We start from the raw sequence: 23,335 nt of genomic DNA, 5'->3' as shown, positions 1-23,335 counted from the left end.
TCGTGTGACCTCGGTCCCTCCGGTTGTGCAACTAGTTGCATAAGCGTCCTGCGGTCGTCTACAACAGACACACCACACCGCGCACGGAGGGCCCGATGAGCCGTTACCCGCACCTGCTGAACCCCCTCGACCTGGGCTTCACCACGCTGCCCAACCGCGTGATCATGGGCTCCATGCACGTGGGCCTCGAAGAGGCCGAGCGCGGCTTCGAGCGCATGGCGGAGTTCTACGCCACCCGGGCCCGCGGCGGCGTAGGGCTCATCGTCACCGGCGGCATCGCCCCCAACGACGCGGGACGCCCCTACGAGGGCGGGGCGAAGCTGACCACCGAGGCGGAGGCCGAACAGCACCGCGTGATCACCGCCGCGGTGCACCACGAGGGCGGCAGGATCGCCATGCAGATCCTGCACTTCGGGCGGTACGCCTACCACCGGGACCTCGTCGCGCCGAGCGCCCTCCAGGCGCCGATCAGCCCCTTCCCGCCGCACGCGCTCACCGACGCCGAGGTCGAGCAGACCATCGACGACTACGCGCGCGCCGCCCGGCTGGCCCGGCAGGCCGGGTACGACGGCGTCGAGATCATGGGCTCCGAGGGCTACCTGATCAACGAGTTCATCGCCGCCCAGACCAACCGCCGCGAGGACCGCTGGGGCGGCTCGTACGAGAACCGGATGCGCTTTCCCATCGAGATCGTCAAGCGGGTCCGCGAGGCGGTCGGCGACGACTTCATCATCATCTACCGGCTCTCGATGCTCGACCTGGTGCCCGGAGGGTCCTCGCTGGACGAGGTCATCACCCTGGCCAGGGCCGTGGAGGCCGCCGGGGCGACGATCATCAACACCGGCATCGGCTGGCACGAGGCGCGCATCCCGACCATCGCGACCTCGGTACCGCGCGGCGCGTACGCCTGGGTGACCAAGAAGGTGATGGGCGCCGTCTCGGTCCCCCTGGTGACCACCAACCGCATCAACACCCCCGAGATCGCCGAGCGGTTGCTCGCCGACGGGCACGCCGACATGGTGTCCCTGGCGCGTCCGATGCTCGCGGACCCCGACTTCGTCGCCAAGGCGGAGGCGGGACGGCCCGAGACCATCAACACCTGCATCGGCTGCAACCAGGCCTGCCTCGACCACACCTTCGGCGGCAAGATCACCTCCTGCCTGGTCAATCCACGCGCCTGCCACGAGACGGAGCTGGTCCTCGCGCCGACCCGGCTGCGCAAGCGCGTCGCCGTGGTGGGCGCCGGCCCCGCCGGACTCGCCTGCGCGGTCTCCGCCGCCGAACGCGGCCACGACGTCACCCTCTACGACGCCGCGGGCGAGGTCGGCGGCCAGCTCAACGTGGCCCGCAGGGTCCCCGGCAAGCAGGAGTTCGACGAGACGATCCGCTACTTCCGTACCCAGCTCGAACTGCACGGCGTCGACGTCCGGCTGAACACCCGGATCGCCGCCGAGGACGTCTCCGCGTACGACGAGGTCGTCGTCGCCACGGGCGTCAGCCCGCGCACCCCCGACATCCCGGGCGTCGACCACCCCAGCGTCGTCGGCTACCTCGACGTCCTGCGCGACGGCGCCCCCGTCGGCGACCGGGTCGCGATCCTCGGCGCGGGCGGCATCGGTTTCGACGTCGCCGAGTACCTGACCGACAGCGGCGACAAGGCGAGCGAGGACCCCGCCACGTACTTCCGGCACTGGGGCGTCGACATGGACTACCGAGCGCCCGGCGGTCTCACGGCACCCGAGCGGCCCGCCCCGCCGCGCACCGTCCACCTCCTGCAGCGCAAGGCGTCCAAGGTCGGCGCCGGACTCGGCAAGACCACCGGCTGGATCCACCGCACCGAACTGAAGCACCGCGGCGTGACCATGGTCCCCGGCGTCCGGTACGACCGGATCGACGACGCCGGACTGCACGTGACGGTGGACGGCGTCAGCCAGGTCCTGGAGGTGGACACGGTCGTGCTCTGCACCGGCCAGGAGCCGCGCCGCGACCTGTACGAGGAACTGCTCGCCGCCGGCCGCAGTGTCCACCTCATCGGCGGCGCCGACGTCGCCGCCGAACTGGACGCCAAGCGCGCGATCAAGCAGGGCACGGAACTCGCGGCGGCGCTCTGAGGGCCCGTCCGGCCGTTCCCGTCGCGAGACGGGCGGGAACGGCCGGACGGCCATGAGGACCTGCCGCGCAGGTCACGGCACGAGAGCGGGAGAGCGGCCGGTGGGCGGCCCTCCCTAGGATGAGGCCCATGTCACTGCCGCACGCGATCCTCACCGCCCTGCTGGAGAAGCCGTCGTCGGGGCTGGAGCTGACCCGGCGGTTCGACAAGTCCATCGGCTACTTCTGGTCGGCGACGCACCAGCAGATCTACCGTGAGCTGGGAAAACTGGAGGCCGCGGGCCTCATCCGCGCCCTGCCGGCCGAGCAGCCCGCCCGGGGCCAGAAGAAGAGCTACGAGGTGCTCGCGGCGGGCCGCGCCGAACTGGCCCGCTGGACCGCCGCCGCACAGGATCCCAAGCCGATGCGCGACACCATGCTGCTGCGCCTGCGTGCCTGCGCGGTGGTCGGCACCGACGGCGTCGAAGCGGATCTGCGCCGCCATCTCGAACTGCACCGGCGGCAGTTGGCGGAGTACGAGGCGATCCAGGAGCGGGACTTCCCGCCCGGCGGGGACAACCCGCAGCAGCGCTTGCAGCACCTCGTGCTGCGCGCCGGGATCGACCTGGAGACCTTCTGGACCCGGTGGCTGACCCATGCGCTCTCGGAGTTCGAGCAGGTGCGCGACCGGTTGCCCGCCCACGAGCAGGAAGCCGCCGGTGCGCAGGAGGCCGCCCGGCCGGCCGGAGCCGGCGGACGGCCGCCCGGCTGACGGGCGCCGGCCCCGCGGTCAGAGCCGGTGCGGCTTCGCCCGCCGGCGCAGGAACCAGGCGGCCGCCACGGTGCCCGTGGCCACGAGCGCGCCGCCCCCCACCAGGGTGAGCGTGCGGTAGTCCTTCGTGGCGCCGCCCACACCACCCATGACACCGCGCGAAGGGGAGGCCGTCGCGGAGATCGTGGGAGCGGAGACGACGATCGACTGGGTGCCCGCCGTGGTCCCGTTCTGGCACACCACGATGACCGTGTAGGTGCCCGAGCCCACGCCCGACCAGGTGGCCGTCTGACTGTTGCTGGTCCCGGTCAGCGCCGCCTGGCGGCCCTGGGCGAAACTCGACTGGCTGCTGGTGAGCAGCGAGGCGTTGCCGAAGCGGGCACCGCTGCCCGTGCAGGCACTGGTGGTGACCGAGACCGTCGACCCGCTGGTGCTCACCGAGATCCCCGCACCCCACGCGGTGGCCGACCCGGCGGCCAGGGTGAAGGGAAGCGCGGCGGCGGCCACGGTCAGGCCGGAGCGAAGGAATATCTGAGTGGTACGCATAGGACTTGCCCTCCAGAGGCACGGTTGGCGGTAGATCCCATGAGCCGCCTTGGATGGGGAAGCGGCCGTGCTGCCTCAGGGAGAGCCAACGCGCCCCGGACCGGGACCGCATGCGGAGGAGGGCCGGGCAGGTGACGGACTCCGTCGAACGGCGGGCGCGGGCCGCCGCTCAGGAAGGCCGCGTCACCACGTGCGCCCGGCCTGGAGCAGCCGCTCCCGGACGAGCGAGACATGGGGATTGTCCGGTGCCCCGGGACGCTGCGCCAGGTACGCGGTGTTGATCGGCGGGTCCTCGGGCGACAGCAGGGGCACCAATGCTCCCGAGGCCAGCTCCTCCGAGCACAGGTAGCGCGGAAGCACGCCGACCCCGGCACCGGCGGCGACCGCCGCCCGTACCCCGCGCAGATCGGGCACCGTGATCGCGGCCTGTGCGGTGAGCCGCACACCGAAGACGTGCCGCCAGTAGCGCCGCGCGATGGGCAGATCCTCGGCGTACGACACGAGGGGTACCCCGCGCAGTGCGTCGGCCCCCTCGGCGGCCACCCGGTCGGGGCCGATGCGGTCGGCCCAGGCCGCCGACGCCACCAGCACGAACTCCTCGTCGCCCAGCGGCACGGACGTCAGCGCGCGTCCGCGCGGCCTGCTCGTCGCGATCACCAGGTCGTACCGGCCGCCGCGCAGCCCGTCGAGCAGCTCGTCGGTCAGGCCCGTGCCGACCCGCAGCCGGACGCCCCGGGCCGTCAGCGGCGCGAGCGCGGGCAGGGCGCGGGTGCACAGCAGCTCGGCCGGCCCCGCCATGTGGACGGGTTCGGGTACCTGGTCGGCGCCGGGCCCGCCGCGCTCCGCGACGGCGCTGAGCGCGTCCAGCGGCGCCGCCACCTGCGCGGCCAGCTCGTCCGCCACCGCCGTGGGCGTCACCCCGCGCGGCTGCCGCTCGAACAGCTCACGGCCCAGCTGCTCCTCCAGCGCCCGCATCTGTGTCGTCACCGTCGGCTGGGAGAGACCGAGCAGGCGCGCCGCCGCCGTGAACGACCCGGCGCGGTGGACGGCGAGGAAGGTCCGCAGCTGCGTCAGGTCCAGCGGAGCGGTATGCGATTCCCTATGGGCCATGCGATCAACCCTAGTCGCGCCTGTCGGTCGCCCCCGTCGTCACCGTCCGCTCGGCCGAGAAGCCGCCCCAGGTGCCGTCCGGCAGCTTCGCCCGGATCCGCACCCGGTGGGTGATACCGGCCTCGCGGCCGATGTAGAAGCTGTAGGAGGCCCGGCCGGCCGGGGGAGTGCCGCCCCACACCAGGGAGGTCGCCGCCCGCCCGTCCAGCCGGATCTGGTACTCCGTGATCACGCCGTCCGTCTTCGGCGGGACCCACGACAGGTCGAGGGAGTAGGCGCCGTCGGACGTGTGCGTGGTGGCCCGGAAGGCGGCGGGTGCCGTGTCCCGGCCGTCACCCGGACCCGGCGCGGTGGTGAGCCGGACCGGTTCGCCGGGCGGCGACACGTTGTCCGCCGCGTCGCGCGCCCGCACGGTGAAGGAGTAGCGGGTGCCGGGCCGCAGCCCGGTGATCACGGCCGCCGTCTGCCCGCCGCCCACGCTGTGGATCTTCGAGCCGCCCTGGTGGATGTCGTACGAGGCGACGCGCCTGTCGTCCGTGGAGCGGCCCCAGGACAGCTGGACCGCCCGGCCCCCGAGCACTCTGCCACCGGGGTGCTCCGGGCGCGTCGGTGCGCGGTGGTCGGCCGCGGTCGCCGCGGGGGTGGTGGCGCGCACCGATCTGCTGGGCGGCCCGACGTCTCCGCCGGCGGCCCGCGCCCGGACCGTGAAGACGTAGGCGGTGGCCGGCGTGAGCCGGGTGACGTCCACCATGTGCTCCGTCCCCGGCACGTCCTTCACCTTCCTGCCGCCCCGGTACACCTCGTAGCCGGCGATCTCCGGGTCGCCCGTGGCGAGGTTCCACATCACGTGCACACTGGTCGCGCTGCCGGCCGCGGCGGTGACGCCCGCCGGGGCCGACGGCAGCCGGCCGCTCCGCCCGTCGTCCTGGCCGCCGCCCCAGCCGCAGGACGCCACAAGGAGCAGCGAGCCGCAGATCACCGATGTCCGAGCGCGTCGCACAGCCCCGCCTTCCCTCGACCGGATTGGTCTGTACCTGTATGCCACGTCGACGCGAACACAGCAAGGGGTGGGCCGGGAACAGGAGCCGGCCGCCGCGTCCGCCGGGTGCTCCGTGGGCCGATTCCTGACGCGAAGTGAACTCGTTTTCCCTGCACGGGAGTTCCGCACCAACGGCACGGGCCGCTGTCGTCGCTCATCCCGCGCCCGGGACGGCGGCCGATGCGGGCCCGGGACCGCATCGGCCCCGCCCGCCCGGCCGACCGTCCGCGGCAACGCCGGTGCACCCGTGCCCTGGGCCGGACCGAGGCCGTGCGCCATCCGGACGCACACCGGTGGACGGCCTGCGCGACCCGCCCCAGATTTGGTTGAGTGCCCGTCAGTGTCGCCCAGGAGAGGGTTCCTCATCGTGCGTGTCCAGTCGCTGACGTTGGCCGCGGCAGGCGCCGCCCTGCTCGCCCCCACCACGCTGCCCGCCAAACCGCCGCCCCCCGCCCCCGCCGCCGGTCCGCAACGGCCCCCGGTGCGTGAAGCGGAACGACCCCGGGTGCGCGAAGGAGACGTCGGCGCGGCCGACCTGCTCGCCGCGGTCCGCCACTGCGCTCCGGTCTCGTCCGGCCGCTACCGCAGCGACGACGACGCCCCCGCCGCCATCCCCGTGTGCGGCGCCCGCGGGGCCGTGTTCTTCAAGGCGGACCTCGACATCGACTGCGACGGCAGGCCCGGCCCCCGCTGCAACCGGCGCACCGACCCGCTCTTCTCGTCCATGACGGCCTTTCAGCAGTCCGACGGACGCTACCTGAGCGCCGAGACCCTTCCGTACATCGTCGTGCCGTCCCCCGGCCCCGTCTGGGACCACCGCGACCACGGCATCACCGGAGGGTCCGTCGCCGCCGTCATCCACCGCGGCCGCGTCCAGTACGCGGTCGTCGGCGACGTCGGACCGCGCGACATCATCGGCGAGGCGTCGTACGCGGCCGCCCGGGGCCTCGGCATCCGGACCGACCCGCGCGGCGGCGGTGTGCCCTCCGGGGTCACGTACATCGTGTTCGAGAACTCCGGCGGTTCCCCGATCGAGGACCACCGGGCCACGGCGGCCCGCGGCAGGACGCTGGCACGGAAGTTCCTCGCCGAGAACCGGAACTGAGCACCGCCCGACCTGTCGCGATTGGGTCCGGCCCGGCCCCGGACACGAACGAGCCCCCGCCCGCCGGCGGCGGGGGCTCGCGGTACGCGGCGCACGCACGCCCCGTACCGCCGTGTCACTCCTTGCGGTACGCGTACGCCTCCGCCGCGGCGGCCTCCACGGCCGCGAGGTCCGCGCCCGCCGAAGCCGTCACGACCGCGGCGACCGCACCCTCCACGAAGGGCGCGTCGACCAGCCGCGTGTTCTCGGGCAGCTCGTCACCCTCCGCGAGGAGCGCCTTCACGGTGAGGACCGCACTGCCCAGGTCCATGAGGACGGCGACCCCGGCGCCCCGGTCCACGGAGGCGGCCGCGGCGGAGATCAGCTCCGCACTCGTCCCCAGGCCGCCGTCCACGGTGCCGCCCGCGGGCGCCACCGGAGCCGTCGCGCCGCCGCCCGACAGCCCCACCGCCAGCTCGGCGACCGAGGCGGCGACGGCTGCGCTGTGCGACACGAGCACGATCCCGACCTGCTTGCCGTCACTCACCGGACGCCTCCACGAGAGCCGCGATCAGCAAGGAAGCGGACGTCGCCCCCGGGTCCTGGTGCCCGATGCTGCGCTCGCCCAGATAGCTGGCACGGCCCTTGCGCGCCTGCAACGGAGTCGTCGCCGCGGCACCTTCCTCGGCCGCGGCACGGGCCGCCGCTAACGACTGGCCGAGCGCGTCCACGGCCGGCACCAGCGCGTCGATCATGGTCTTGTCACCGGGCGCGGCCCCGCCCAGCGCCATCACCGCGTCCACGCCCTCGCGCAACGCCTGCGCGAGCTGCTCCTCACTGACCTCGGGAGCGTCCCCGAGGGCCTTGCCCGTACGGCGCAGCAGGGTGCCGTACAGCGGCCCCGACGCGCCGCCCACCGTCGAGATCAGCTGCCGGCCGGCGAGTGTCAGAACGCCACCGGGCGTGTCCGGCGCCTCCTTGTCCAGCGTGGCCACCACGGCGGTGAAACCACGCTGGAGGTTGCTGCCGTGGTCGGCGTCGCCGATGGGTGAGTCCAGGGCGGTGAGCCGTTCGGCCTCGCGGTCCACGGACGCGGCGGTCGCCGCCATCCAACGTCGGAAGAAGTCGGCGTCGAGCACGGGATCTCCTTGCGTGGTACGAACGTTGACCGGACGTCAGGGCCGGATGTCGGGAGCGGACGTCGGCGGGATTCACCTGCCCCAGCGCAGGCCCGGGGTCTCCACCGGGGCGTCCCACAGCCGCAGCAGCTCCTCGTCCACCTGGCACAGGGTCACCGAGGCGCCCGCCATGTCCAGCGAGGTGACGTAGTTGCCGACGAGTGTGCGCGCCACGGCGACACCCCGCTCGGTCAGCACCCGCTGCACCTCGGCGTTGAACCCGTACAGCTCCAGCAGCGGAGTCGCCCCCATGCCGTTGACCAGGACCAGGACCGGATCACGCGGGTCGAGGTCCTCGAGGATCGCGTGCAGCGTGAAGTCGGCGATCTCCCGCGAGGTCATCATCGCGCGCCGCTCCCGGCCGGGCTCGCCGTGGATGCCGACGCCCAGCTCCAGCTCCCCGGGCGGCAGGTCGAAGGTGGGACTGCCCTTGGCCGGAGTGGTGCACGCGGAGAGCGCCACCCCGAAACTGCGGGAGTTCTCGTTGACCTGCCGGGCGAGCGCCTCGACCCGCTCCAGCGGCGCGCCCTCCTCGGCGGCCGCCCCGGCGATCTTCTCCACGAACAGCGTCGCGCCGGTGCCGCGCCGGCCCGCCGTGTACAGACTGTCGGTGACGGCGACGTCGTCGTTCACGAGGACCTTGGCGACCCGGATGCCCTCGTCCTCGGCCAGCTCCGCCGCCATGTCGAAGTTGAGCACGTCACCCGTGTAGTTCTTCACGATGAACAGCACGCCCGCGCCACTGTCCACCGCGGCCGCGGCCCGTGCCATCTGGTCCGGCACCGGGGAGGTGAAGACCTCGCCCGGACAGGCCGCCGACAGCATGCCGGGACCCACGAATCCGCCGTGCAGCGGTTCGTGCCCGGAACCACCACCGGAGATGAGCCCGACCTTTCCGGCCACCGGGGCGTCGCGCCGGACGACCAGCCGGTTCTCGACGTCGACCGTCAGCTCCGGATGGGCGGCCGCCATGCCCCGCAGGGCGTCCGCGACCACTGTCTCCGCCACGTTGATGAGCATCTTCATGGGTACCTCCTGATGAGATCCGCCTCTTGCAGTATCGGCGTTCCGGAGGCGGTGGTCACGTGCTGCGGGTCCCCGGGTGGAGCGGACGGGCCGGTGCGGGGCGGACGGCGGGCCGGTGACGTACGAGGAAACGCCCCGGCGGGCCGGGGTACCGGCGCCCCGGAAGGGGCGCGGTCCCGGTCCGCCGGGGCGCGGGGCCGGCTCGGGACGCTCAGGCCAGCTTCTTCAGCAGTTCGGCGGCGAGCGGAGCGGAGGAGGACGGGTTCTGGCCGGTGACCAGGTTGCGGTCGACGACCACGTGCGGGGCCCACGGCTCACCCTCCTGGAAGTCCGCGCCCGCCTCGACGAGCCGGTCCTGGAGCAGCCACTTCGCCTTGTCGGCGAAGCCGGCCTGGGTTTCCTCCGCGTTGGTGAACCCGGTCAGGCGGTACCCCGCGAAGGCGTTGCCGCCGTCCTCCAGCCGCGCGGCGAGCAGCGCGGCAGGGGCGTGGCAGACCACACCGAGGGGCCTGCCCGATGCCAGGGCGTCGACGAGCAGCCGGCCGGAGACGGTGTCGACGGCGAGGTCCTCCATCGGTCCGTGGCCCCCGGGGTAGTAGACGGCCGCGTAGTCGTCGAGCCGTACGTCCTCCAGCCGGATCGGCTGCCGGAACTCACTGATCGACGCCAGGACTCCGTCGACCCGGTCGGCGCCCTCCTGGCCGCCGTTCACCTCGGGCGCGAGGCTCGCCCGGTCCACGGTCGGTACGGCACCGCCGGGCGTGGCGACCACGATCTCGTGGCCCGCGGCCGTGAACGCCTCGTACGGGGCGACCGCTTCCTCGGCCCAGAAGCCGGTCGGGTGCTTGCTGCCGTCCGCGAGGGTCCAGTGGTCGGCGCCGGTCATCACAAAAAGAATCTTCGACATACGACGAACGTAGACGCGCGGGGCCATAAGTTACCAATAGGCATGCCGCTCGGAGCCATAGGAGATCCGATGCCTCGAAGGGAATACGCCACCCCGCCCGGTGGGATCCCCGGTGGGCCCGGGGCCGGACCGGGGATCAGCCGCGCACGGCACCCCGTCGTTCCAGGATGCGCAGGGACCGCTCCGCCCACGTGATGTTCTCCCGCTCGAACGCGCGCCCCCGCGTCAGCGTGAGGTACGGGCCGATCCGCTCGGCACCGGACAGGTACTCCTCCTCGGTGCGGCCGTCGAGGAGGCGGGCGCACAGCCGGTCGTAGCGGGCCAGTTTCGCGCGGGCCCACTCCAGCCGCTCGGTGATCGCCGCGCGCACGGCATCGAGGTCGCCCTCGTCGACGGCGTGGACCTTGACCAGGAGCTCGTCGCGGATGGCCGTCGGTCTCGGCGGGGTGGCCGTGAAGTCGTGCAGCGCGCGGCGGCCGGCGTCCGTGAGCGAGAACATCCGCTTGTCGGGTCTGCGCTCCTGCCGCACGAGCCGGGCCGCGATGAGCCCCTCGCCCGCCATGCGGTCGAGTTCCCGGTACAGCTGCTGGGGAGTCGCCATCCAGAAGTTGGCGATCGCCGCGTCGAACCCCTTGGCCAGGTCGTACCCCGACGCCTCGCCCTCGAGAAGCGCGGCCAGGACCGCGTTGCGCAATGCCATGCGCCCAACCTAGATGTCCACCCGAACCCATGAGTAATCTCTTCCACACCTGATCAATTAGTTGACTATGAGAGGTGGGCGCGATGCATCCGTTCCGCAAGGCGGTGGAGGCGAACGACCACGCCGCGATCGAGGCGCTCCTGGCCGACGACGTCGTGTTCACCAGCCCTGTCGTCTTCAAGCCGTACACCGGCCGGGCGATCACCGCGGCGATCGTGCGCGGTGTCTCCCGTGTCTTCACGGACTTCCACTACGTCCGGGAGATCGGCGGCGGCGACGGCGGCGACCACGCGCTGGTCTTCCGGGCGAAGGTGGGCGACAGGGAGATTGAGGGCTGCGATTTCCTGCACCTCGACGAGGACGGCAGGATCGACGACCTCATGGTGATGGTCCGCCCGCTGTCGGCGGCCCAGGCACTCCAGGAGGCGATGGCCGCGCAGTTCGAGCAGATATCGCGGGAAGCGGTCGAGCGCGCGGACGGATAGTCGGGCGCACGGACGGACGGCGGACGGACGGATGGGGAGCGGCGGGGGCGGGGCCCCCGCCACCACGGCCTACCTCGGTCGTGCGGCCCGCGGCTGCGGAGCGCCGGCACGGCTCGTCCGTCCGCGGAACGCCGGGTGCGCGGCCAGCCGTCGTACGTAGGCCCGGAGGTGTCCGTACGGGGCGAGCGCGTCCGGGTCCTCGAGGTGGACGAGGGCGACCCAGAGGTCCACGTCCGCGGCGGTCAGGTCGCGGCCCGCGGCGTAGGGCGCCGAGGCCAGTCGCCGGTTCAGCCGCCCGAGTGCGGCGGACCGCCTATGCGGCGCTGCGGCCGGTACGACGTCGGCGTCCAGGAGTTCGCCCAGGGCGTCGATGTCCGCGGCGCGGGCCGGCGGGCGGAGTGCGGGAAGCCCGGTGCCGGTGCGGACGGCCAGACCCGCGAGGTCGCGCAGGATGTCGGGGGTGTGGTTGCTGACGACGCGTCCGGTCCAGCGGTCGCAGAGGGCGGGCGCGGTGAGCGGGCCCTCGTAGTGGTGCCAGGTGGCCTCGTAGGCCCGGCGCAGGGCCGCGAACCCGTCGGACACCTGGCCGGCGTCGCCGGTGTGCGTCAGGGGGGTGGTGGCGACGAAGTCTCCGAGGCCCAGCAGGTCCAGGGTGATCGAGACGCGCAGCGAGCGGGGACAGTCGGTGCACAGGTACAGCCGGTAGCGGTGCGGTGCCGGGTAGAAGCCGCCTGCCAGGCCGACGCCGATACGGCTGTGGAGGCGGCGCGGGCCGGTCGGCGACCCCGTGCCGCGGGAACCGGGAACCGGGCCGGGGATGCCGTCGGGACGTCCGGCGTCGGACGTGGTGCAGGGTGTGCTCGTGCTGGAGGCGTGCGACATGGTCTCGGGCATGACTCTCCACGGGTGAGGAAGTCCGGCCGCCCGGTGGGCGCCGCGACGAAACGGAGTGACTGCGCTCTCGTACCGGTCCGGATCGGCGGTTAGTAGGCGCTGGAGACACGCGACAGATCGATGTGCAGGCGCCTCGTCAAACCGTTCCTCGGCATTTCCACCGGTCCACGCTCGGGGCTCGCGGGATGCGAGACCACGCTTGTCCCGCCGCACCGGCGGAACCCGGTCGTCACCCGGGGCACCCCGTCGCGGTGGAAGGGTTGCCTGCCAGCGGGCCGGGGCCGATGACCGTACGAGCAGGGAGCCTGCCCGCGGGGCGCTGACAATCGTGACCGTCCCCGTCAGTGTCGTCGCGCTCCGTGAGAGCGTCAAGAAGGCCTGCACGACGTCTCACGACGTGGTCGGGGCAGCCCGTCCGAGCGCCGGGGGACGGACGCCGCCCGGAACGTGTCCGAGCAGTTCCCGCACCAGCGCGGCCACTTGCTCCGTCTCGATGAGGAAGCCGTCGTGGCCGTACGGGGACACGACCGTACGGAGACGGTCCGCCGTGCCGATCCCGGCGGCCAACTCCGCCTGCTGGTAGAGCGGATAGAGCCGGTCGGAGTCGACCGCGGCCACCAGGGTCCGGGCCGTGACGCGGCTCAGTGCCGCCCGGACGCCCCCGCGGCCCCGCCCGACGTCGTGGCTGTTCATGGCCTCCGCCAGTGCGACATAGCTGCCCGCGTCGAAGCGGCGCACCAGCTTGGCGGCATGGTGGTCCAGGTACGACTCGACCTGGTACCGGCCGCCGTTCCACGGCTCCTCCGTGCCCTGGTACCCGCGGCCGAAGCGGGTCCTCAGCTCCGGCTCGCTGCGATAGGTGACATGGGCGAGGCGCCGGGCCAGGCCGAGTCCCGTGTGCGGTCCGCGGCCGGGCCCGGCGTCGTGGTAGTCGCCGCCGCGCCAGTGGGGGTCGGCGCGGATCGCGTGGACCTGCGCCGAGGCCCAGGCGATCTGCTCGGCGCTCGCCGCGGCGGTCGTCGCCAGCAGCAGCAGCGAGTCCGTGCGCTCCGGGTACGACACGGCCCACTCCAGGGCACGCATCCCGCCCATCGACCCGCCCAGCACCAGCGCCCACCGGCCGATGCCGAGCGCGTCGGCCAAGCCGGCCTCGGCCGCCACCTGGTCACGCTGTGTCAGAAACGGGAAGCCGGCGCCCCAGCACCGTCCGCCGGGACGCCGCGAGGACGGTCCCGTGCTGCCCTGGCAGCCGCCCAGCACGTTGGGGGCGACGACGAACCAGCGGTCCGTGTCGAGTGCCCGGCCCGGTCCCACCAACCCGTCCCACCAACCCGGAGTGGGATGCCCCGGTCCGGCGGGTCCGGCGACGTGACTGTCCCCGGTGAGCGCGTGCAGCACCAGCACGGCGTTGGACCCGTCCGGCGCGGGCCGCCCCCAGGTCTCGAACGCCAGCCGCACGCCCGGCAGTTCACCGCCCGCCTCCAGGGGCAGCGGCGTCCCGCGGACGTGCCACTGGCGCCGTCCGGCCGGGTCTCCCTCCCGCCACGCCCCGGAGGCCGGCGGGAGGGGGACCGGGGAGGTCGCCGGCCCGGCGTTCAGGACGCGCCCTTCGCGGCGCGGAAGCCGGCCTCCAAGTCCGCTTTGAGATCCGCGAGGTTCTCGATGCCGACCGACAGGCGCACCAGGCCCGGCGAGGTCCCGGTCGCCGCCAGGCCGTCCTCGTCGAGCTGGCTGTGTGTCGTGGACGCCGGGTGGATGATCAGGCTGCGTACGTCACCGATGTTGGCGAGATGGCTGAACAGCTCGACCGCGTCCACGAACCGCTTCCCGGCCTCGACACCGTCCCGCAGCTCGAACGCCAGCACCGCGCCCGCGCCGCGGGGAAGGTAGCGCTGCCCGGCCTCGTACCACCGGTTGGACTCCAGTCCCGGATAGTGGACGGCGGCGACCTCGTCGCGCTGCTCCAGCCATTCGGCCAGGGCCTGGGCGTTGGCGGAGTGCCGCTCGATGCGCAGGCTGAGCGTCTCCACCCCCTGGAGCAGCAGGAAGGCGGAGTGCGGCGACAGCGCGGGCCCGAGGTCGCGCAACAGCTGCACCCGCAGTTTGATCGCGAAGGCGCCCGGACCGAGCGCGGGCCAGTACCGCAGCCCGTGGTAGCTGGGGTCCGGCTCGGTGAAGTCGGGGAAGCGCTCGGCGTGCGCACCGAAGTCGAAGGTGCCGCCGTCCACGACGACACCGGCGATCGTGGTGCCGTGCCCGCCGAGGAACTTGGTGGCCGAGTGCACCACGATGTCGGCACCGTGCTCGATCGGCCGCAGCAGGTACGGGGTGGGCACCGTGTTGTCCACGATCAGCGGGACACCGGCCTCGTGGGCGACGTCCGCGACCGCCCGGACGTCCAGGACGTTGCCGCGCGGATTGCCGAGCGTCTCGGCGAACAGCGCCTTGGTGGTCGGCCGGATCGCCGCCCGCCAGGCCTCGGCGTCGTCCGGGTCGTCGACGAAGGACACCTCGACGCCGAACTTCGGCAGGGTGTGGCGGAACAGGTTGTAGGTGCCGCCGTAGAGGGACGTACTGGAGACGATGTGGTCACCGGCGCCCGCCAGCGTCAGGATGGCCAGGGTTTCGGCGGCCTGCCCGGAGGCGAGGGCCACGGCGGCGACCCCGCCCTCGAGCGCGGCGACGCGCTGCTCGAAGACGTCCTGCGTGGGGTTGTGGATGCGCGTGTAGATGTTGCCGGGCTCGGCGAGCGAGAACAGGTCGGCGGCGTGCCGGGTGTCGCGGAAGACGAACGAACTGGTCTGGTAGATCGGCACCGCCCGCGCCCCGGTGGTCGGGTCGGGCACGGCACCGGCGTGGACCTGCTTCGTCTCGAACGACCAGGCCGAGGTGTCGGGTCCCGCCGGTTTCTCCTCGGGGGTGTGACCTGCGGTGACGGAGTCGATCGGCTGGCTCATGGTTCTCCCTTGTGCGGCGTGCGGAGGCACGCGTGGTGTACGAGTGCAAGCGTGCGTGGAGGCACCGCGGGGCCGTGTGCCGTGCCCTCGGCCGGGCGGCGGGCAGCACGGATTGCGGCGGTGGAGGGGGATGGTCAGGCGGCGGAGGCACCCGGGGCGAGACAGGCCGTGGTGGTGACACGCATGTGGTCGACGTGGCGCCGGCTCACGAGCACGGTCGCGGGTCCGGGCCGCCACCGTCCGTCGGTCGGGGCGGGCGCGGCGCGTGGGCTGAAGGGCTGGGCGGGCGGCGCCCCGGAGCGCTCAGGAGACATCGGCGGAGGAGTCGGGGACCGGCGTCAGGACTTTGCTGAAGCAGACGCTGTACGGGTTGCGGTCGTACGGAGGGTAGGGCGGCACCCGGGACCATCCCTCTCGCGCGTAGAGCGTCCGGGCCTCCGGCTGCAGCGCGCCCGTCTGCAGCCACAGCCGCTCGATGCCGAGCCCGAGCGCCGTCGACTCCACCGCCCGCAGTGCCGCCCTGGCCAGTCCCCGGCCGCGGTGACCGGCGTGGACGAAGACCCGCTTGACCTCGTGGCGGTCCGGCAGCCTGCGCAGTGAGGCGGTCGCCACGGGGACGTCGTCCGCGTACGCGACCCAGGTGACGACGATCTCGTCCGCCGACGGCTGGGGCGCTCGGACCCGACGGTGCTCGTCAGGGGCGTAACGGGGGGCCAGTTCGGCGGACATCAGCTCGCGCAGCCGGACCGGGGCGGCGGCGTTCCAGTTCTCGGACTCCCACCGGAGGGTGGCGGACGACGGCAGGCTCATGGTGCTTCCCAGCGGGAGGGGGACGCGGGGTGCGGGCCCCGTGGACCTGCATGGTCACCCCGGCCGGGTGCGCCTGTCCTCCCCTGCGGCCCGTTGTTCGCAGAACGGAAACAGCGCGTTCGTGAAGGCGTGACGGTGACCAGCCGCGCGCCGACCGGTCACCGAGGGACGGCTCTCCCCCCGCGGCGCGCGGGGCGGGGGAGGGAAGAGCGGGCGGCGGTCAGTGGGAGCCGGAGCCGCCACTGCCGAAGGAGCCGCTGGAGCCCGCGCTCCACCGACGTCGTGTGGTGTTCCCGCTCGGCTTCGAGGCGATGTTGCCGTGGGCCGCCAGCTGGTACGGGGTCAGACGCTGACTGCTCCGGGGCACCTCGTCGGGCTCGCGGTTCTCGTAGACCTCGAACACCGGACCGCTCACGGGCGGCCTCGGCTGTTCGTCGGCCCGGGGGCGCGGCGGCTCCTCGCGGCGGACCCGGCTGCCCATCCACATGGCACCGCCCAGCAGCGCCACGACGGCCAGACCGATCACCAGCGGCGCGAAGCCGGCCACCAGACCGCGGTTGGCGCTCGCCGCCATGTCGTTCACCAGTAGGTTCATGACCCATCCGTCCCTTGTGGGGGTTTTGTCCCGCGAGTACCCCTCGTCCCTCGCGTGAACCGGGCGGGTCGCGCCGGCCGGGGCCCAAGAGCGCGGCGTTTGACAGGGGCGACCGCGGCTACTCGGGGCGGGTGACCTCGATGACATCTGAGCAGGAGCTCTTCCGGTTCCTGGAGGACCGCTTCGCGTGCGCGCAGTCGTGTGCGGAGTGTGCGCGGGCAGGTGCTCTGCGTGCGAGCCTCGTGGATCCGGACGGGCCGAAGGAGCAGGAACTGGTACGCCGCAAGGGCGTCTTGTGCGCGGAGGTGTGCGACGCGACGTGCCGCATGCTGTCCGAGCAGTCGGGTCTGGACGAGGCGGGCATGCGCGTCCAGCTGGAGTGGTGCCGGGACGTCTGCCTGGAGTGCGCCGACGTCTTCGACGACCACCCCGGCGCGCAGGGCAGTGCGAAGTCCTGCCGTGAGTGCGCCCAGGCCTGCATGGACTTCATGGCCACGCTCCGCTGAGGCGGGCCGTCCCACCCTCGGCACCCGCGGGCACCCGCCGGCACACCCGGGAACCCGCAGGCACACCCGGGCGGCCCGGGGTGCCCGGGTCGCCCGGGGCTGCCGACGGTAAGGCGGCCTGCCGGGCCCCACATCGCTGCCGGCCTCGGCCCCTGTCACGCGGGCGCGGGTGCCGGTCCGTGTCACGCGAGCGCGAGTCCCGGTCCGCATCACGCGGGCGTTGGTCCCGGTCCGCGTCTCACCGGGGCTCGTCCCGGTCGGCGCCCCGCCGGTGCGCTTCCCGCCCCGTGTCCCGGTCCGGCAGCGGGCGTCCGGCGCGCACGTTCCAGCGGCGCGAGCGTCCGCTGAGGTCCGTGGCGGTCAGCGGCGGTACGTCGATCCGCCAGAACGCGGACTCGGGCGCCCCGAGAGCCCGTACCAGCGCGGCCCGTACGACCTCCGGCTCCACGACGGCGACGACGCGCCCCGTGTGCTCCGCCGCCCGCTCCAGCCCCCGGGCGACCCGGTCGCAGAAGTCCCGCACCGACTCCCCGCCGTGCGGAGCGGACCCCGGGTCCGCCAGCCATCGCGCGACCGCTTCCGGTTCCGTCGCGCCCACCTCGTCCAGCGTCGCCCCGCGCCAGCGGCCCACGTCGAGACCGGCGAACTCCGCCACCTCGACCGCGTCCAGACCGAGCGCGCCCGCGGTGTCCCGGCAGCGCACGCTGGGGGAGACCCACCGCTCGCCCGCGGCCGTGAACGTGCCCGCGGCGGCCCGGGCGAGCCGCAGTCCGCCGGCGTCCGCGGGACAGCCGTCGTCGAAGCGGGCCTCGCGGAGCGCCGCGCTCGACGCTGCTGAGATCAAGGTCACTCGGGTCGTCATGGATCCGCTCTCGTGATCGAAATGCCGGCGGCCGAACGCCGTGCGCGGAACGGGAGTTGGCCGTGGTCGTGAGCCCCGGGGCGCGCGCCGTGCCTCCCGTGCGCCCTTGGCCGGACCTCCGCTTCGCGGTACGGTCTCGACGATATTGACGACGGTACGGCGGAAGCCCGGTGAGAATCCGGCACGGTCGCGCCACTGTAATCCCCGCAAGTGCCGCTCCCGCCAGGGGTGGTGAAGGCAGGGCAAGTCAGACCCGCAGCCGTCGTCCTGTGCACCACCACGATGGGACGCGAGTTCCCCAGGAGGTCCTGCCACATGGCGCAGTCCGTCGCTCAGCCGACCGCCACCCCCACCGCCGTTCCCGCCAAGCTGCCGATCGGCGCGATCGCCCCCTGGGCGGTCTTCTTCGGCATCCTGATGCTGGTCCTGCTCTACTTCGTCGGCGCCGAACAGGGCGCCACCGCGCTCGTCTCGGGCGAGAACGTGCACGAGTGGGTGCACGACGCCCGCCATCTGCTCGGCTTCCCCTGCCACTGACGGCGACGAGGAAGCGTACGAGCCGATGAACTCAGCAACAGTCAGAAACCTCTTGGTGCGCGGCATGCTGGCGGGTCTCGCCGCCGGCCTGCTCGCCCTCGCCGTCGCGTACTTCCTCGGTGAGTCCCGCGTGGACGCCGCGATCGCCTACGAGGAGTCGCACGCGCACCACCACGAACACGGCGTGGAGACGGTGACCCGCACCATGCAGTCCACCGGGGGCCTGGCCACCGGCGTCCTCGTCTACGGGATCGCCTTCGGCGGCATCGCCGCCCTCGCGTACTGCTTCGCCCTCGGACGGATCGGCCGCTTCGGGCCCCGGGCGAGTGCGCTGCTGCTGTCGACGGCGGGCCTGGTCGCGGTCTACGTCGTGCCGTTCCTCAAGTACCCGGCCAACCCGCCGTCCGTCGGTGACGCCGACACCATCGGCAAGCGGACGACGCTGTACTTCCTCATGGTCGTCCTCAGCGTGCTGCTCGCCGTCGCGACCGTGATCCTCGGCAAGCGCCTCGCACCGCGGCTGGGCAACTGGAACGCCACGCTGGCCGCCGGGGCGTTCTTCGTCGCCGCCGTCGGTCTGGCGTACGCGTTCCTTCCGGCGGTCGACGAGGTACCGAGGGACTTCTCGGGCACCCTGCTGTGGCAGTTCCGGCTCGCGGCACTGGCGATCCAGCTGACGCTGTGGACGTCCTTCGGGCTCGTCTTCGGCGCACTGGCCCAGCGGCTGACGGCGCCCGGGACCGCCCCCGCCCAGGGCAGGGAGGAGAAGCCGGTGACCGCGGCACCGGTCGCTCCCTGAGCGAGCGCAGATCACGGCGGGCCCCGGCCGGCCGGGGCCCGCTTCTCGTGCCCGGGCGTCAGTCCGGCCGGGCGGACCGGTCCACGGCTCCCGGGGCCTTCGCGCGCGAAGGCCGGGCGAGGCGTTCGAAGCCGTCCAGCATCGCGGTGAGCCCGGTGTCGAACTGCTCGGCGGGGTCGCCGGCGCAGTCCTCCGCGCCGGGGCGCAGCACGGCCAGGCTCAGCGCGTGTCCCACGGTGAACTCCCGCAGGCAGCGGGCGATGCGGCCCGCCCGGGCGGGCCCGAAACCCGCGGCGCCGACATGGTCGACGAGCCGCGCGCAGGCGTCCGTCGCGGCGGGCGAGCGCACCGGATGCGTCGCGAACACGGCGACGGCGTGCGGGTGTGCGAGCAGCGTGCGCCGCAGCCGCCGACAGTACTGCTCGGCCACCGCCCGCCAGGAGCCGCCCCAGGGCAGCGAATCGAAGTCCACCTCCTCCAGGAGGAGTTCGGCGACGCCGTCGAAGAGTGCGTCCTGGTCCTCGAAGTAGCGGTACGCGGTCATCGGGTCCACGCCGAGTCCCGCACCGAGCTTGCGCATCGAGAAGGCGCGCAGCCCGTTCACGTCGATCAGCGCCAGTGCCGCCGCGGCGATGCGGGCACGGTTCAGCGCCGGTCTGGTGGAGGGGGCCGACGGTCCGTCCTCCGCTTCGTGTCTGTCGGTCTTCATGGTGCGCGGGTCCAGGTTCGTGTTCGGGCCGATTCCTGCACTTCCGGGAAAACCGGCGGGCCAGCCGGTTTCGGGGTCTCCCCGCATGCTACGTCCGGCGGGTCGTCCAGGACATCTGCCGTAGGGCGGTGGCGCCGGGGGTGTGGGTGACCGGCGGCTCGGCGGCGGCGCCGGAGGTGTGGGCGGCCGCGCGTTCTCCGACGTGTCTTCGGCATTCCCAATTTCTGGAACGCGTTCTACTGTGTGCGCCGTCAAGTCCGGGGTGGGACCAGTCGGTCCACCGGGAGCCGGGAGGCGCCGTGCATCTCCAATACACGCCCGAGCAGCAGCGGTTGCGGACCGAACTGCGTGAGTACTTCGCCCGTTTGGTGCCGGACAACGCCTACGCGCGCCACGGAGAACCGGCGGCGCGGAAGCGTTTCTACCGCGAGACCATCCGCACGCTCGGCGCGGACGGCTGGCTCGGCGTGGGCTGGCCGAGGGAGTACGGCGGACGCGGGCTGAGCCCCATGGAGCAGTTCATCTTCTTCGACGAGGCCGCCCAGGCGGGCGCCCCCCTGCCGTTGATGGCGCTGAACACGGTCGGCCCGACCCTCATGCGGTTCGGCACGGACGAGCAGAAGGCGTACTTCCTGCCGAAGATCCTCTCCGGGGAGATCGACTTCGCCATCGGCTACAGCGAGCCCGACGCTGGCACGGACCTCGCCGCGCTCAGGACGAGAGCGGTACGGGAGGGGGACGAGACCACCGGCCACTACACGGTCGACGGCCAGAAGATCTGGACGACGAACGGTGACACCGCCGACTGGATCTGGCTCGCCGTACGCACCGACCCGGACGCGCCGCCGCACAAAGGCATCACCATGCTGCTCGTGCCGACGTCCGACCCCGGCTACTCCTGCACCCTCATCAACACCCTCGCCTCGCACGACACCACGGCGAGCTACTACGAGAACATCCGCGTCCCCGCCTCACGCCGGGTCGGTGAGGAGAACAAGGGCTGGCGCCTGATCACCAACCAGCTCAACCACGAGCGGGTCACGCTCGCCGCCCACGGGACCATGGCGATCCGTGCCCTGCACGACGTGCAGCACTGGGCGATGAAGACCGAACTCGCCGACGGCCGCCGCGTCGTCGACCTCCCCTGGGTGCGCCGGCGCCTCGCGCAGGTCCACACCGGGCTCGACGCGATGAAACTCCTCAACTGGCAGATGGTGAACGCCGTCCAGGAAGGCACGCTCACACCCCAGGACGCCTCCGCCGTCAAGGTGTACGGCTCCGAGGCGCGCCGGGACGCGTACGCCTGGCTGATGGAGATCGTCGCCGCCCCCGGTGCCCTGAAGGAGGGCTCGGCGGGCGCCGTCCTCCAGGGCGAGCTGGAGCGCGGCTACCGCTCGGCGGTGATCTTCACCTTCGGCGGCGGCAACAACGAGATCCAGCGCGAGATCATCTCCTGGATCGGCCTGGGGATGCCAAGGGTGCGGCGCTAGATCCTTTGTGACGAACCGTCACCACACTCGCCCACAAACCCCCGCTCGATGCCGCGGTCGAGGACGGAGTAGGTGGGCTGCTCGGTTCGCAGGCGGTGCAGTGGTGTCCCGTTTCCTTCCGCTGCCGTACCTGTTCGGTACCTGCGCCTGTCCGGGCGGCCGCCCGTGCGGCTGCGGCCAGGACAGGCGCAGGTATGTCAGGCCGGTCGGTTGGTTCAGCCGTTGTACGGAGCGGTGACGTCCAGGACCCAGGTGATGCCGAAGCGGTCGGTGAGCATGCCGTAGAGCGGTGCCCACTGCGCGGGCTCCAGCGGACGCACGATGGCCGAGCCCTCGGCGAGCTTGCCCCACAGGGCGCTGATCTCCTCGGCGTCGTCGCCCCGCACGGAGACGAAGAACGGGTTCTCGCCCTGGTTCCAGGGCAGCCGCGAGGGCACGTCGTAGGCCATCACGTGGAAGCCGTTGTCGCCGGCCACCTCGCCCCACATCACCCAGTCCGCCTCGCTCTCATCCTGCACGGCGCCCGCGTCCCCGTAGGTGACCGCGACAGTACGTCCGCCGAAGACGGACTGGTAGAAGTCCAGCGCCTCACGCGCGGTGCCCCGGAAGTTCAGGTGAGTGGTGGTCGTGACGGACATGACCTGCTCCTTGCTCGATGTGATGAGTACACCGCCGGCCGTCCCAGCTCCAGCGGCAGCCGCCGTGACCAGGAGCGATGCCTCCCGAGCGGCTCGTAGGCCACGATGGCAGAGGTAGAGGACAGGTTGTGTCCGGTACTTCAGGGAGTATGGGTGCCATGCATAAGACATCGGCCCGGCTGCTCGCGCTGCTCTCGCTCCTGCAATCGCCCCGCGACTGGTCCGGCGATGATCTCGCCGAGCGTCTCGGCATCACGTCGCGCACGGTCCGCCGTGACATCGACCGCCTGCGCGAACTCGACTACCCGATCAAAACCCTCAGAGGACCGGCCGGCGGCTACCGCCTGGAGGCCGGCACCCACCTGCCGCCCATGTTGTTCGACGACGACCAGGCCGTCGCCCTGGCCGTCGCGCTGCACACCGCGGCCGCCGGCACCACCGTCGCCGAAGGCGCCACCCGCGCGCTGGCCACCCTCCGCCAGGTCATGCCACCCCGCCTGCGTCACCGCATCGACCTGCTGCACATCACCGCCGTCCAGCCGCCCGCGGCGGCCGGCGACACCCCCCAGGTCGACGCCCGGGTGCTGATGGACCTGAGCCGCGCCATCCACGCCCGCGAGGAACTGCGCTTCGACTACGCCCCGGGTCCGAACACCTCGGCCGATGAAGTCCGCCGCACAGAGCCCCACCACCTGGTCACCCGGCGTCATCGCTGGTACCTCGTGGCCTGGGACCTCCACCGCGAGGACTGGCGTACCTTCCGCGTCGACCGCATCCGGCCCCGCACACCCACCGGCCCTCGCTTCACCCCTCGTGACCTCCCCGGCGGCACCGTCTCCACCTTCATCACCAGCCGGTTCCGCGGCAACGACGGCACCACTGCCGACTGGCCGTGCCAAGGCGAGGTCATCCTCCGCCTCCCGGCCGCCGATGTCGCGCCCTTCGCCCCGGACGGAATCGTCGAGGAACTCGGCTCCCGTCACTGCCGGCTCATCCTCGGCTCCTGGTCATGGACCGGACTCGCCGCCGCCGTCAGCCGCTTCGACACCGATATCGAAGTCGTCGGCCCACCCCAACTGGCCACCGCGTTCAGGGACCTCGCCGCCCGCTACGCCCGCGCCGCCGGACCGGAGACCGGCCCGGCGCGTTCACCTCGGCCCCCGGTGTCAGACAGGCTTTAGGCACCGACGAGGTCTCGTCGGTGGGGCTCAGCGGCGCACCCGGCGCCAGCACGCCGACATCGTGGCTGCGCAGTCGGGAGCCGTCCGCCAGACTGCGGCGGGACCACGGGCCGGGAAGTGAGGCCCCGGAATACCAGCGGCAGTTGACCGCCGTGGCCGCGGAGTCCTCCCGCTCGCGACCGCCGCCGCTCTCACCGGCGCCCCGGAACGCCTGGTGCGTACTTGGAGCGGATCCCTCGTGCCACGGTGCTCAGCGACAGCGGCCGCGTCAGACGCGGCCGCTGTCCGAGCACTACGGCGACCCGGCCCCCCGTCGCTCCGATGAGAACCGGACGCAGCCCGGACACCCGCCGGCTCATCTCGGCCACCTCACCTGCTGACGGGTGCTCGAGGGATGCGGTGCGCACCCATGCCGCGCGGCG

25 protein-coding genes and 2 riboswitches are annotated in these 23,335 nt (G+C 72.9%); of the genes, 9 read left to right on the top strand and 16 right to left on the bottom strand.

Going from position 1 to position 23,335, the window contains the following annotated elements; all coding sequences use genetic code 11:
• The first annotated feature begins 95 nt into the window (after nt 1-95).
• Both ACFYP4_RS16025 and ACFYP4_RS16020 read left to right on the top strand, forming a co-directional pair.
• Nucleotides 96-2,111, top strand: a complete 2,016-nt coding sequence (locus tag ACFYP4_RS16025) for an FAD-dependent oxidoreductase (protein WP_388785843.1) — start codon at nt 96-98, stop codon at nt 2,109-2,111.
• Between the two features lie 128 nt (nt 2,112-2,239).
• Nucleotides 2,240-2,860 (top strand): PadR family transcriptional regulator, encoded by a 621-nt coding sequence (locus tag ACFYP4_RS16020; RefSeq protein ID WP_388785841.1) that lies wholly within the window; start codon nt 2,240-2,242, stop codon nt 2,858-2,860.
• An 18-nt stretch (nt 2,861-2,878) separates the two neighbouring features.
• Here the strand turns inward: ACFYP4_RS16020 and ACFYP4_RS16015 are convergent, their stop codons facing one another.
• The 3 genes from ACFYP4_RS16015 to ACFYP4_RS16005 all read right to left on the bottom strand — a co-directional run bounded on the left by ACFYP4_RS16015 (nt 2,879) and on the right by ACFYP4_RS16005 (nt 5,516).
• The gene (locus ACFYP4_RS16015) at nt 2,879-3,406 is read right to left on the bottom strand and encodes a hypothetical protein (RefSeq protein ID WP_358855640.1); all 528 of its coding nucleotides are present in this window, start codon (nt 3,404-3,406) and stop codon (nt 2,879-2,881) included.
• A gap of 183 nt (nt 3,407-3,589) precedes the next feature.
• On the bottom strand, nt 3,590-4,516 hold the full coding sequence (locus tag ACFYP4_RS16010) for a LysR family transcriptional regulator (protein WP_388785838.1): 927 nt from the start codon (nt 4,514-4,516) through the stop codon (nt 3,590-3,592).
• Between the two features lie 10 nt (nt 4,517-4,526).
• The gene (locus ACFYP4_RS16005) at nt 4,527-5,516 is read right to left on the bottom strand and encodes a fibronectin type III domain-containing protein (protein WP_388785836.1); all 990 of its coding nucleotides are present in this window, start codon (nt 5,514-5,516) and stop codon (nt 4,527-4,529) included.
• 406 nt (nt 5,517-5,922) lie between these two features.
• Between ACFYP4_RS16005 and ACFYP4_RS16000 the strand changes: the two genes are divergently transcribed.
• Nucleotides 5,923-6,660, top strand: coding sequence for a glycoside hydrolase family 75 protein (locus ACFYP4_RS16000; protein WP_358855643.1), 738 nt, complete (start codon nt 5,923-5,925; stop codon nt 6,658-6,660).
• A 115-nt stretch (nt 6,661-6,775) separates the two neighbouring features.
• Here the strand turns inward: ACFYP4_RS16000 and ACFYP4_RS15995 are convergent, their stop codons facing one another.
• From ACFYP4_RS15995 to ACFYP4_RS15975, 5 genes are all read right to left on the bottom strand, one after another.
• Nucleotides 6,776-7,186 carry a PTS fructose transporter subunit IIA gene (locus ACFYP4_RS15995; RefSeq protein ID WP_358855644.1) on the bottom strand — a complete coding sequence of 137 codons (411 nt, stop codon included), beginning with the start codon at nt 7,184-7,186 and terminating at the stop codon, nt 6,776-6,778.
• Nucleotides 7,179-7,778, bottom strand: a complete 600-nt coding sequence (dhaL, locus tag ACFYP4_RS15990) for a dihydroxyacetone kinase subunit DhaL (protein WP_388785834.1) — start codon at nt 7,776-7,778, stop codon at nt 7,179-7,181. Before dhaL ends, ACFYP4_RS15995 begins: the two co-directional genes overlap by 8 nt.
• A 72-nt stretch (nt 7,779-7,850) precedes the next feature.
• On the bottom strand, nt 7,851-8,843 hold the full coding sequence (gene dhaK, locus ACFYP4_RS15985) for a dihydroxyacetone kinase subunit DhaK (RefSeq protein WP_358855646.1): 993 nt from the start codon (nt 8,841-8,843) through the stop codon (nt 7,851-7,853).
• Nucleotides 8,844-9,054: 211 nt separating this feature from the next.
• Nucleotides 9,055-9,750 carry a type 1 glutamine amidotransferase domain-containing protein gene (locus ACFYP4_RS15980; RefSeq protein WP_358855647.1) on the bottom strand — a complete coding sequence of 232 codons (696 nt, stop codon included), beginning with the start codon at nt 9,748-9,750 and terminating at the stop codon, nt 9,055-9,057.
• Nucleotides 9,751-9,886: 136 nt separating this feature from the next.
• Complete coding sequence (locus ACFYP4_RS15975; protein WP_358855648.1) at nt 9,887-10,450, bottom strand: PadR family transcriptional regulator; 564 nt, start codon at nt 10,448-10,450, stop codon at nt 9,887-9,889.
• An 83-nt stretch (nt 10,451-10,533) separates the two neighbouring features.
• Here ACFYP4_RS15975 and ACFYP4_RS15970 point away from each other — a divergent pair, with 83 nt between their 5' ends.
• A complete protein-coding gene (locus ACFYP4_RS15970) occupies nt 10,534-10,935 on the top strand; it encodes a nuclear transport factor 2 family protein (protein WP_358855649.1) in 402 nt (133 codons plus the stop codon).
• A gap of 69 nt (nt 10,936-11,004) precedes the next feature.
• On the opposite strand, the gene ACFYP4_RS15965 is transcribed toward ACFYP4_RS15970, so the two are convergent.
• The 5 genes from ACFYP4_RS15965 to ACFYP4_RS15945 form a co-directional block, all read right to left on the bottom strand.
• Nucleotides 11,005-11,829, bottom strand: a complete 825-nt coding sequence (locus tag ACFYP4_RS15965; RefSeq protein ID WP_358855650.1) for a glutathione S-transferase family protein — start codon at nt 11,827-11,829, stop codon at nt 11,005-11,007.
• A gap of 190 nt (nt 11,830-12,019) precedes the next feature.
• Nucleotides 12,020-12,163: riboswitch (SAM riboswitch) on the bottom strand.
• Between the two features lie 56 nt (nt 12,164-12,219).
• Complete coding sequence (locus tag ACFYP4_RS15960) at nt 12,220-13,428, bottom strand: homoserine O-acetyltransferase (protein ID WP_358855658.1); 1,209 nt, start codon at nt 13,426-13,428, stop codon at nt 12,220-12,222.
• The gene (locus tag ACFYP4_RS15955) at nt 13,425-14,786 is read right to left on the bottom strand and encodes a bifunctional o-acetylhomoserine/o-acetylserine sulfhydrylase (protein WP_388785830.1); all 1,362 of its coding nucleotides are present in this window, start codon (nt 14,784-14,786) and stop codon (nt 13,425-13,427) included. Before ACFYP4_RS15955 ends, ACFYP4_RS15960 begins: the two co-directional genes overlap by 4 nt.
• A 303-nt stretch (nt 14,787-15,089) precedes the next feature.
• Nucleotides 15,090-15,596 (bottom strand): GNAT family N-acetyltransferase, encoded by a 507-nt coding sequence (locus ACFYP4_RS15950; RefSeq protein ID WP_388785828.1) that lies wholly within the window; start codon nt 15,594-15,596, stop codon nt 15,090-15,092.
• A gap of 220 nt (nt 15,597-15,816) precedes the next feature.
• Nucleotides 15,817-16,191 (bottom strand): DUF6479 family protein, encoded by a 375-nt coding sequence (locus ACFYP4_RS15945; RefSeq protein ID WP_358855653.1) that lies wholly within the window; start codon nt 16,189-16,191, stop codon nt 15,817-15,819.
• Between the two features lie 140 nt (nt 16,192-16,331).
• On the opposite strand from ACFYP4_RS15945, the gene ACFYP4_RS15940 reads away from it, so the two are divergent.
• Nucleotides 16,332-16,697 carry a four-helix bundle copper-binding protein gene (locus tag ACFYP4_RS15940; protein WP_388785826.1) on the top strand — a complete coding sequence of 122 codons (366 nt, stop codon included), beginning with the start codon at nt 16,332-16,334 and terminating at the stop codon, nt 16,695-16,697.
• 238 nt (nt 16,698-16,935) lie between these two features.
• Here the strand turns inward: ACFYP4_RS15940 and ACFYP4_RS15935 are convergent, their stop codons facing one another.
• Nucleotides 16,936-17,559, bottom strand: coding sequence for a histidine phosphatase family protein (locus ACFYP4_RS15935; protein WP_388785824.1), 624 nt, complete (start codon nt 17,557-17,559; stop codon nt 16,936-16,938).
• Nucleotides 17,560-17,673: 114 nt separating this feature from the next.
• Nucleotides 17,674-17,838, top strand: a riboswitch (cobalamin riboswitch).
• A 36-nt stretch (nt 17,839-17,874) separates the two neighbouring features.
• Here ACFYP4_RS15935 and ACFYP4_RS15930 point away from each other — a divergent pair.
• Together ACFYP4_RS15930 and ACFYP4_RS15925 are read left to right on the top strand one after the other, a co-directional pair.
• The gene (locus ACFYP4_RS15930; RefSeq protein WP_358855656.1) at nt 17,875-18,096 is read left to right on the top strand and encodes a CbtB-domain containing protein; all 222 of its coding nucleotides are present in this window, start codon (nt 17,875-17,877) and stop codon (nt 18,094-18,096) included.
• A gap of 25 nt (nt 18,097-18,121) precedes the next feature.
• Entirely contained in the window at nt 18,122-18,895 is a 774-nt protein-coding gene (locus ACFYP4_RS15925; RefSeq protein WP_358855657.1) for a CbtA family protein, read from the top strand.
• Between the two features lie 58 nt (nt 18,896-18,953).
• Here ACFYP4_RS15925 and ACFYP4_RS15920 read toward each other — a convergent pair whose 3' ends face one another.
• Entirely contained in the window at nt 18,954-19,604 is a 651-nt protein-coding gene (locus ACFYP4_RS15920) for a TetR/AcrR family transcriptional regulator (protein WP_388785821.1), read from the bottom strand.
• 299 nt (nt 19,605-19,903) lie between these two features.
• On the opposite strand from ACFYP4_RS15920, the gene ACFYP4_RS15915 reads away from it, so the two are divergent.
• Nucleotides 19,904-21,094, top strand: coding sequence for an acyl-CoA dehydrogenase family protein (locus ACFYP4_RS15915; RefSeq protein WP_358855103.1), 1,191 nt, complete (start codon nt 19,904-19,906; stop codon nt 21,092-21,094).
• A 215-nt stretch (nt 21,095-21,309) separates the two neighbouring features.
• On the opposite strand, the gene ACFYP4_RS15910 is transcribed toward ACFYP4_RS15915, so the two are convergent.
• On the bottom strand, nt 21,310-21,732 hold the full coding sequence (locus ACFYP4_RS15910) for a VOC family protein (protein WP_388785820.1): 423 nt from the start codon (nt 21,730-21,732) through the stop codon (nt 21,310-21,312).
• Between the two features lie 158 nt (nt 21,733-21,890).
• On the opposite strand from ACFYP4_RS15910, the gene ACFYP4_RS15905 reads away from it, so the two are divergent.
• Nucleotides 21,891-22,913, top strand: coding sequence for a helix-turn-helix transcriptional regulator (locus tag ACFYP4_RS15905; RefSeq protein WP_388785819.1), 1,023 nt, complete (start codon nt 21,891-21,893; stop codon nt 22,911-22,913).
• The last annotated feature ends 422 nt before the right edge of the window (nt 22,914-23,335 follow it).

Source organism: Streptomyces sp. NPDC005551 (genome assembly GCF_042871785.1).
Lineage (GTDB): Bacteria > Actinomycetota > Actinomycetes > Streptomycetales > Streptomycetaceae > Streptomyces.
This window is presented reverse-complemented; position numbering and strand designations above follow the sequence as displayed.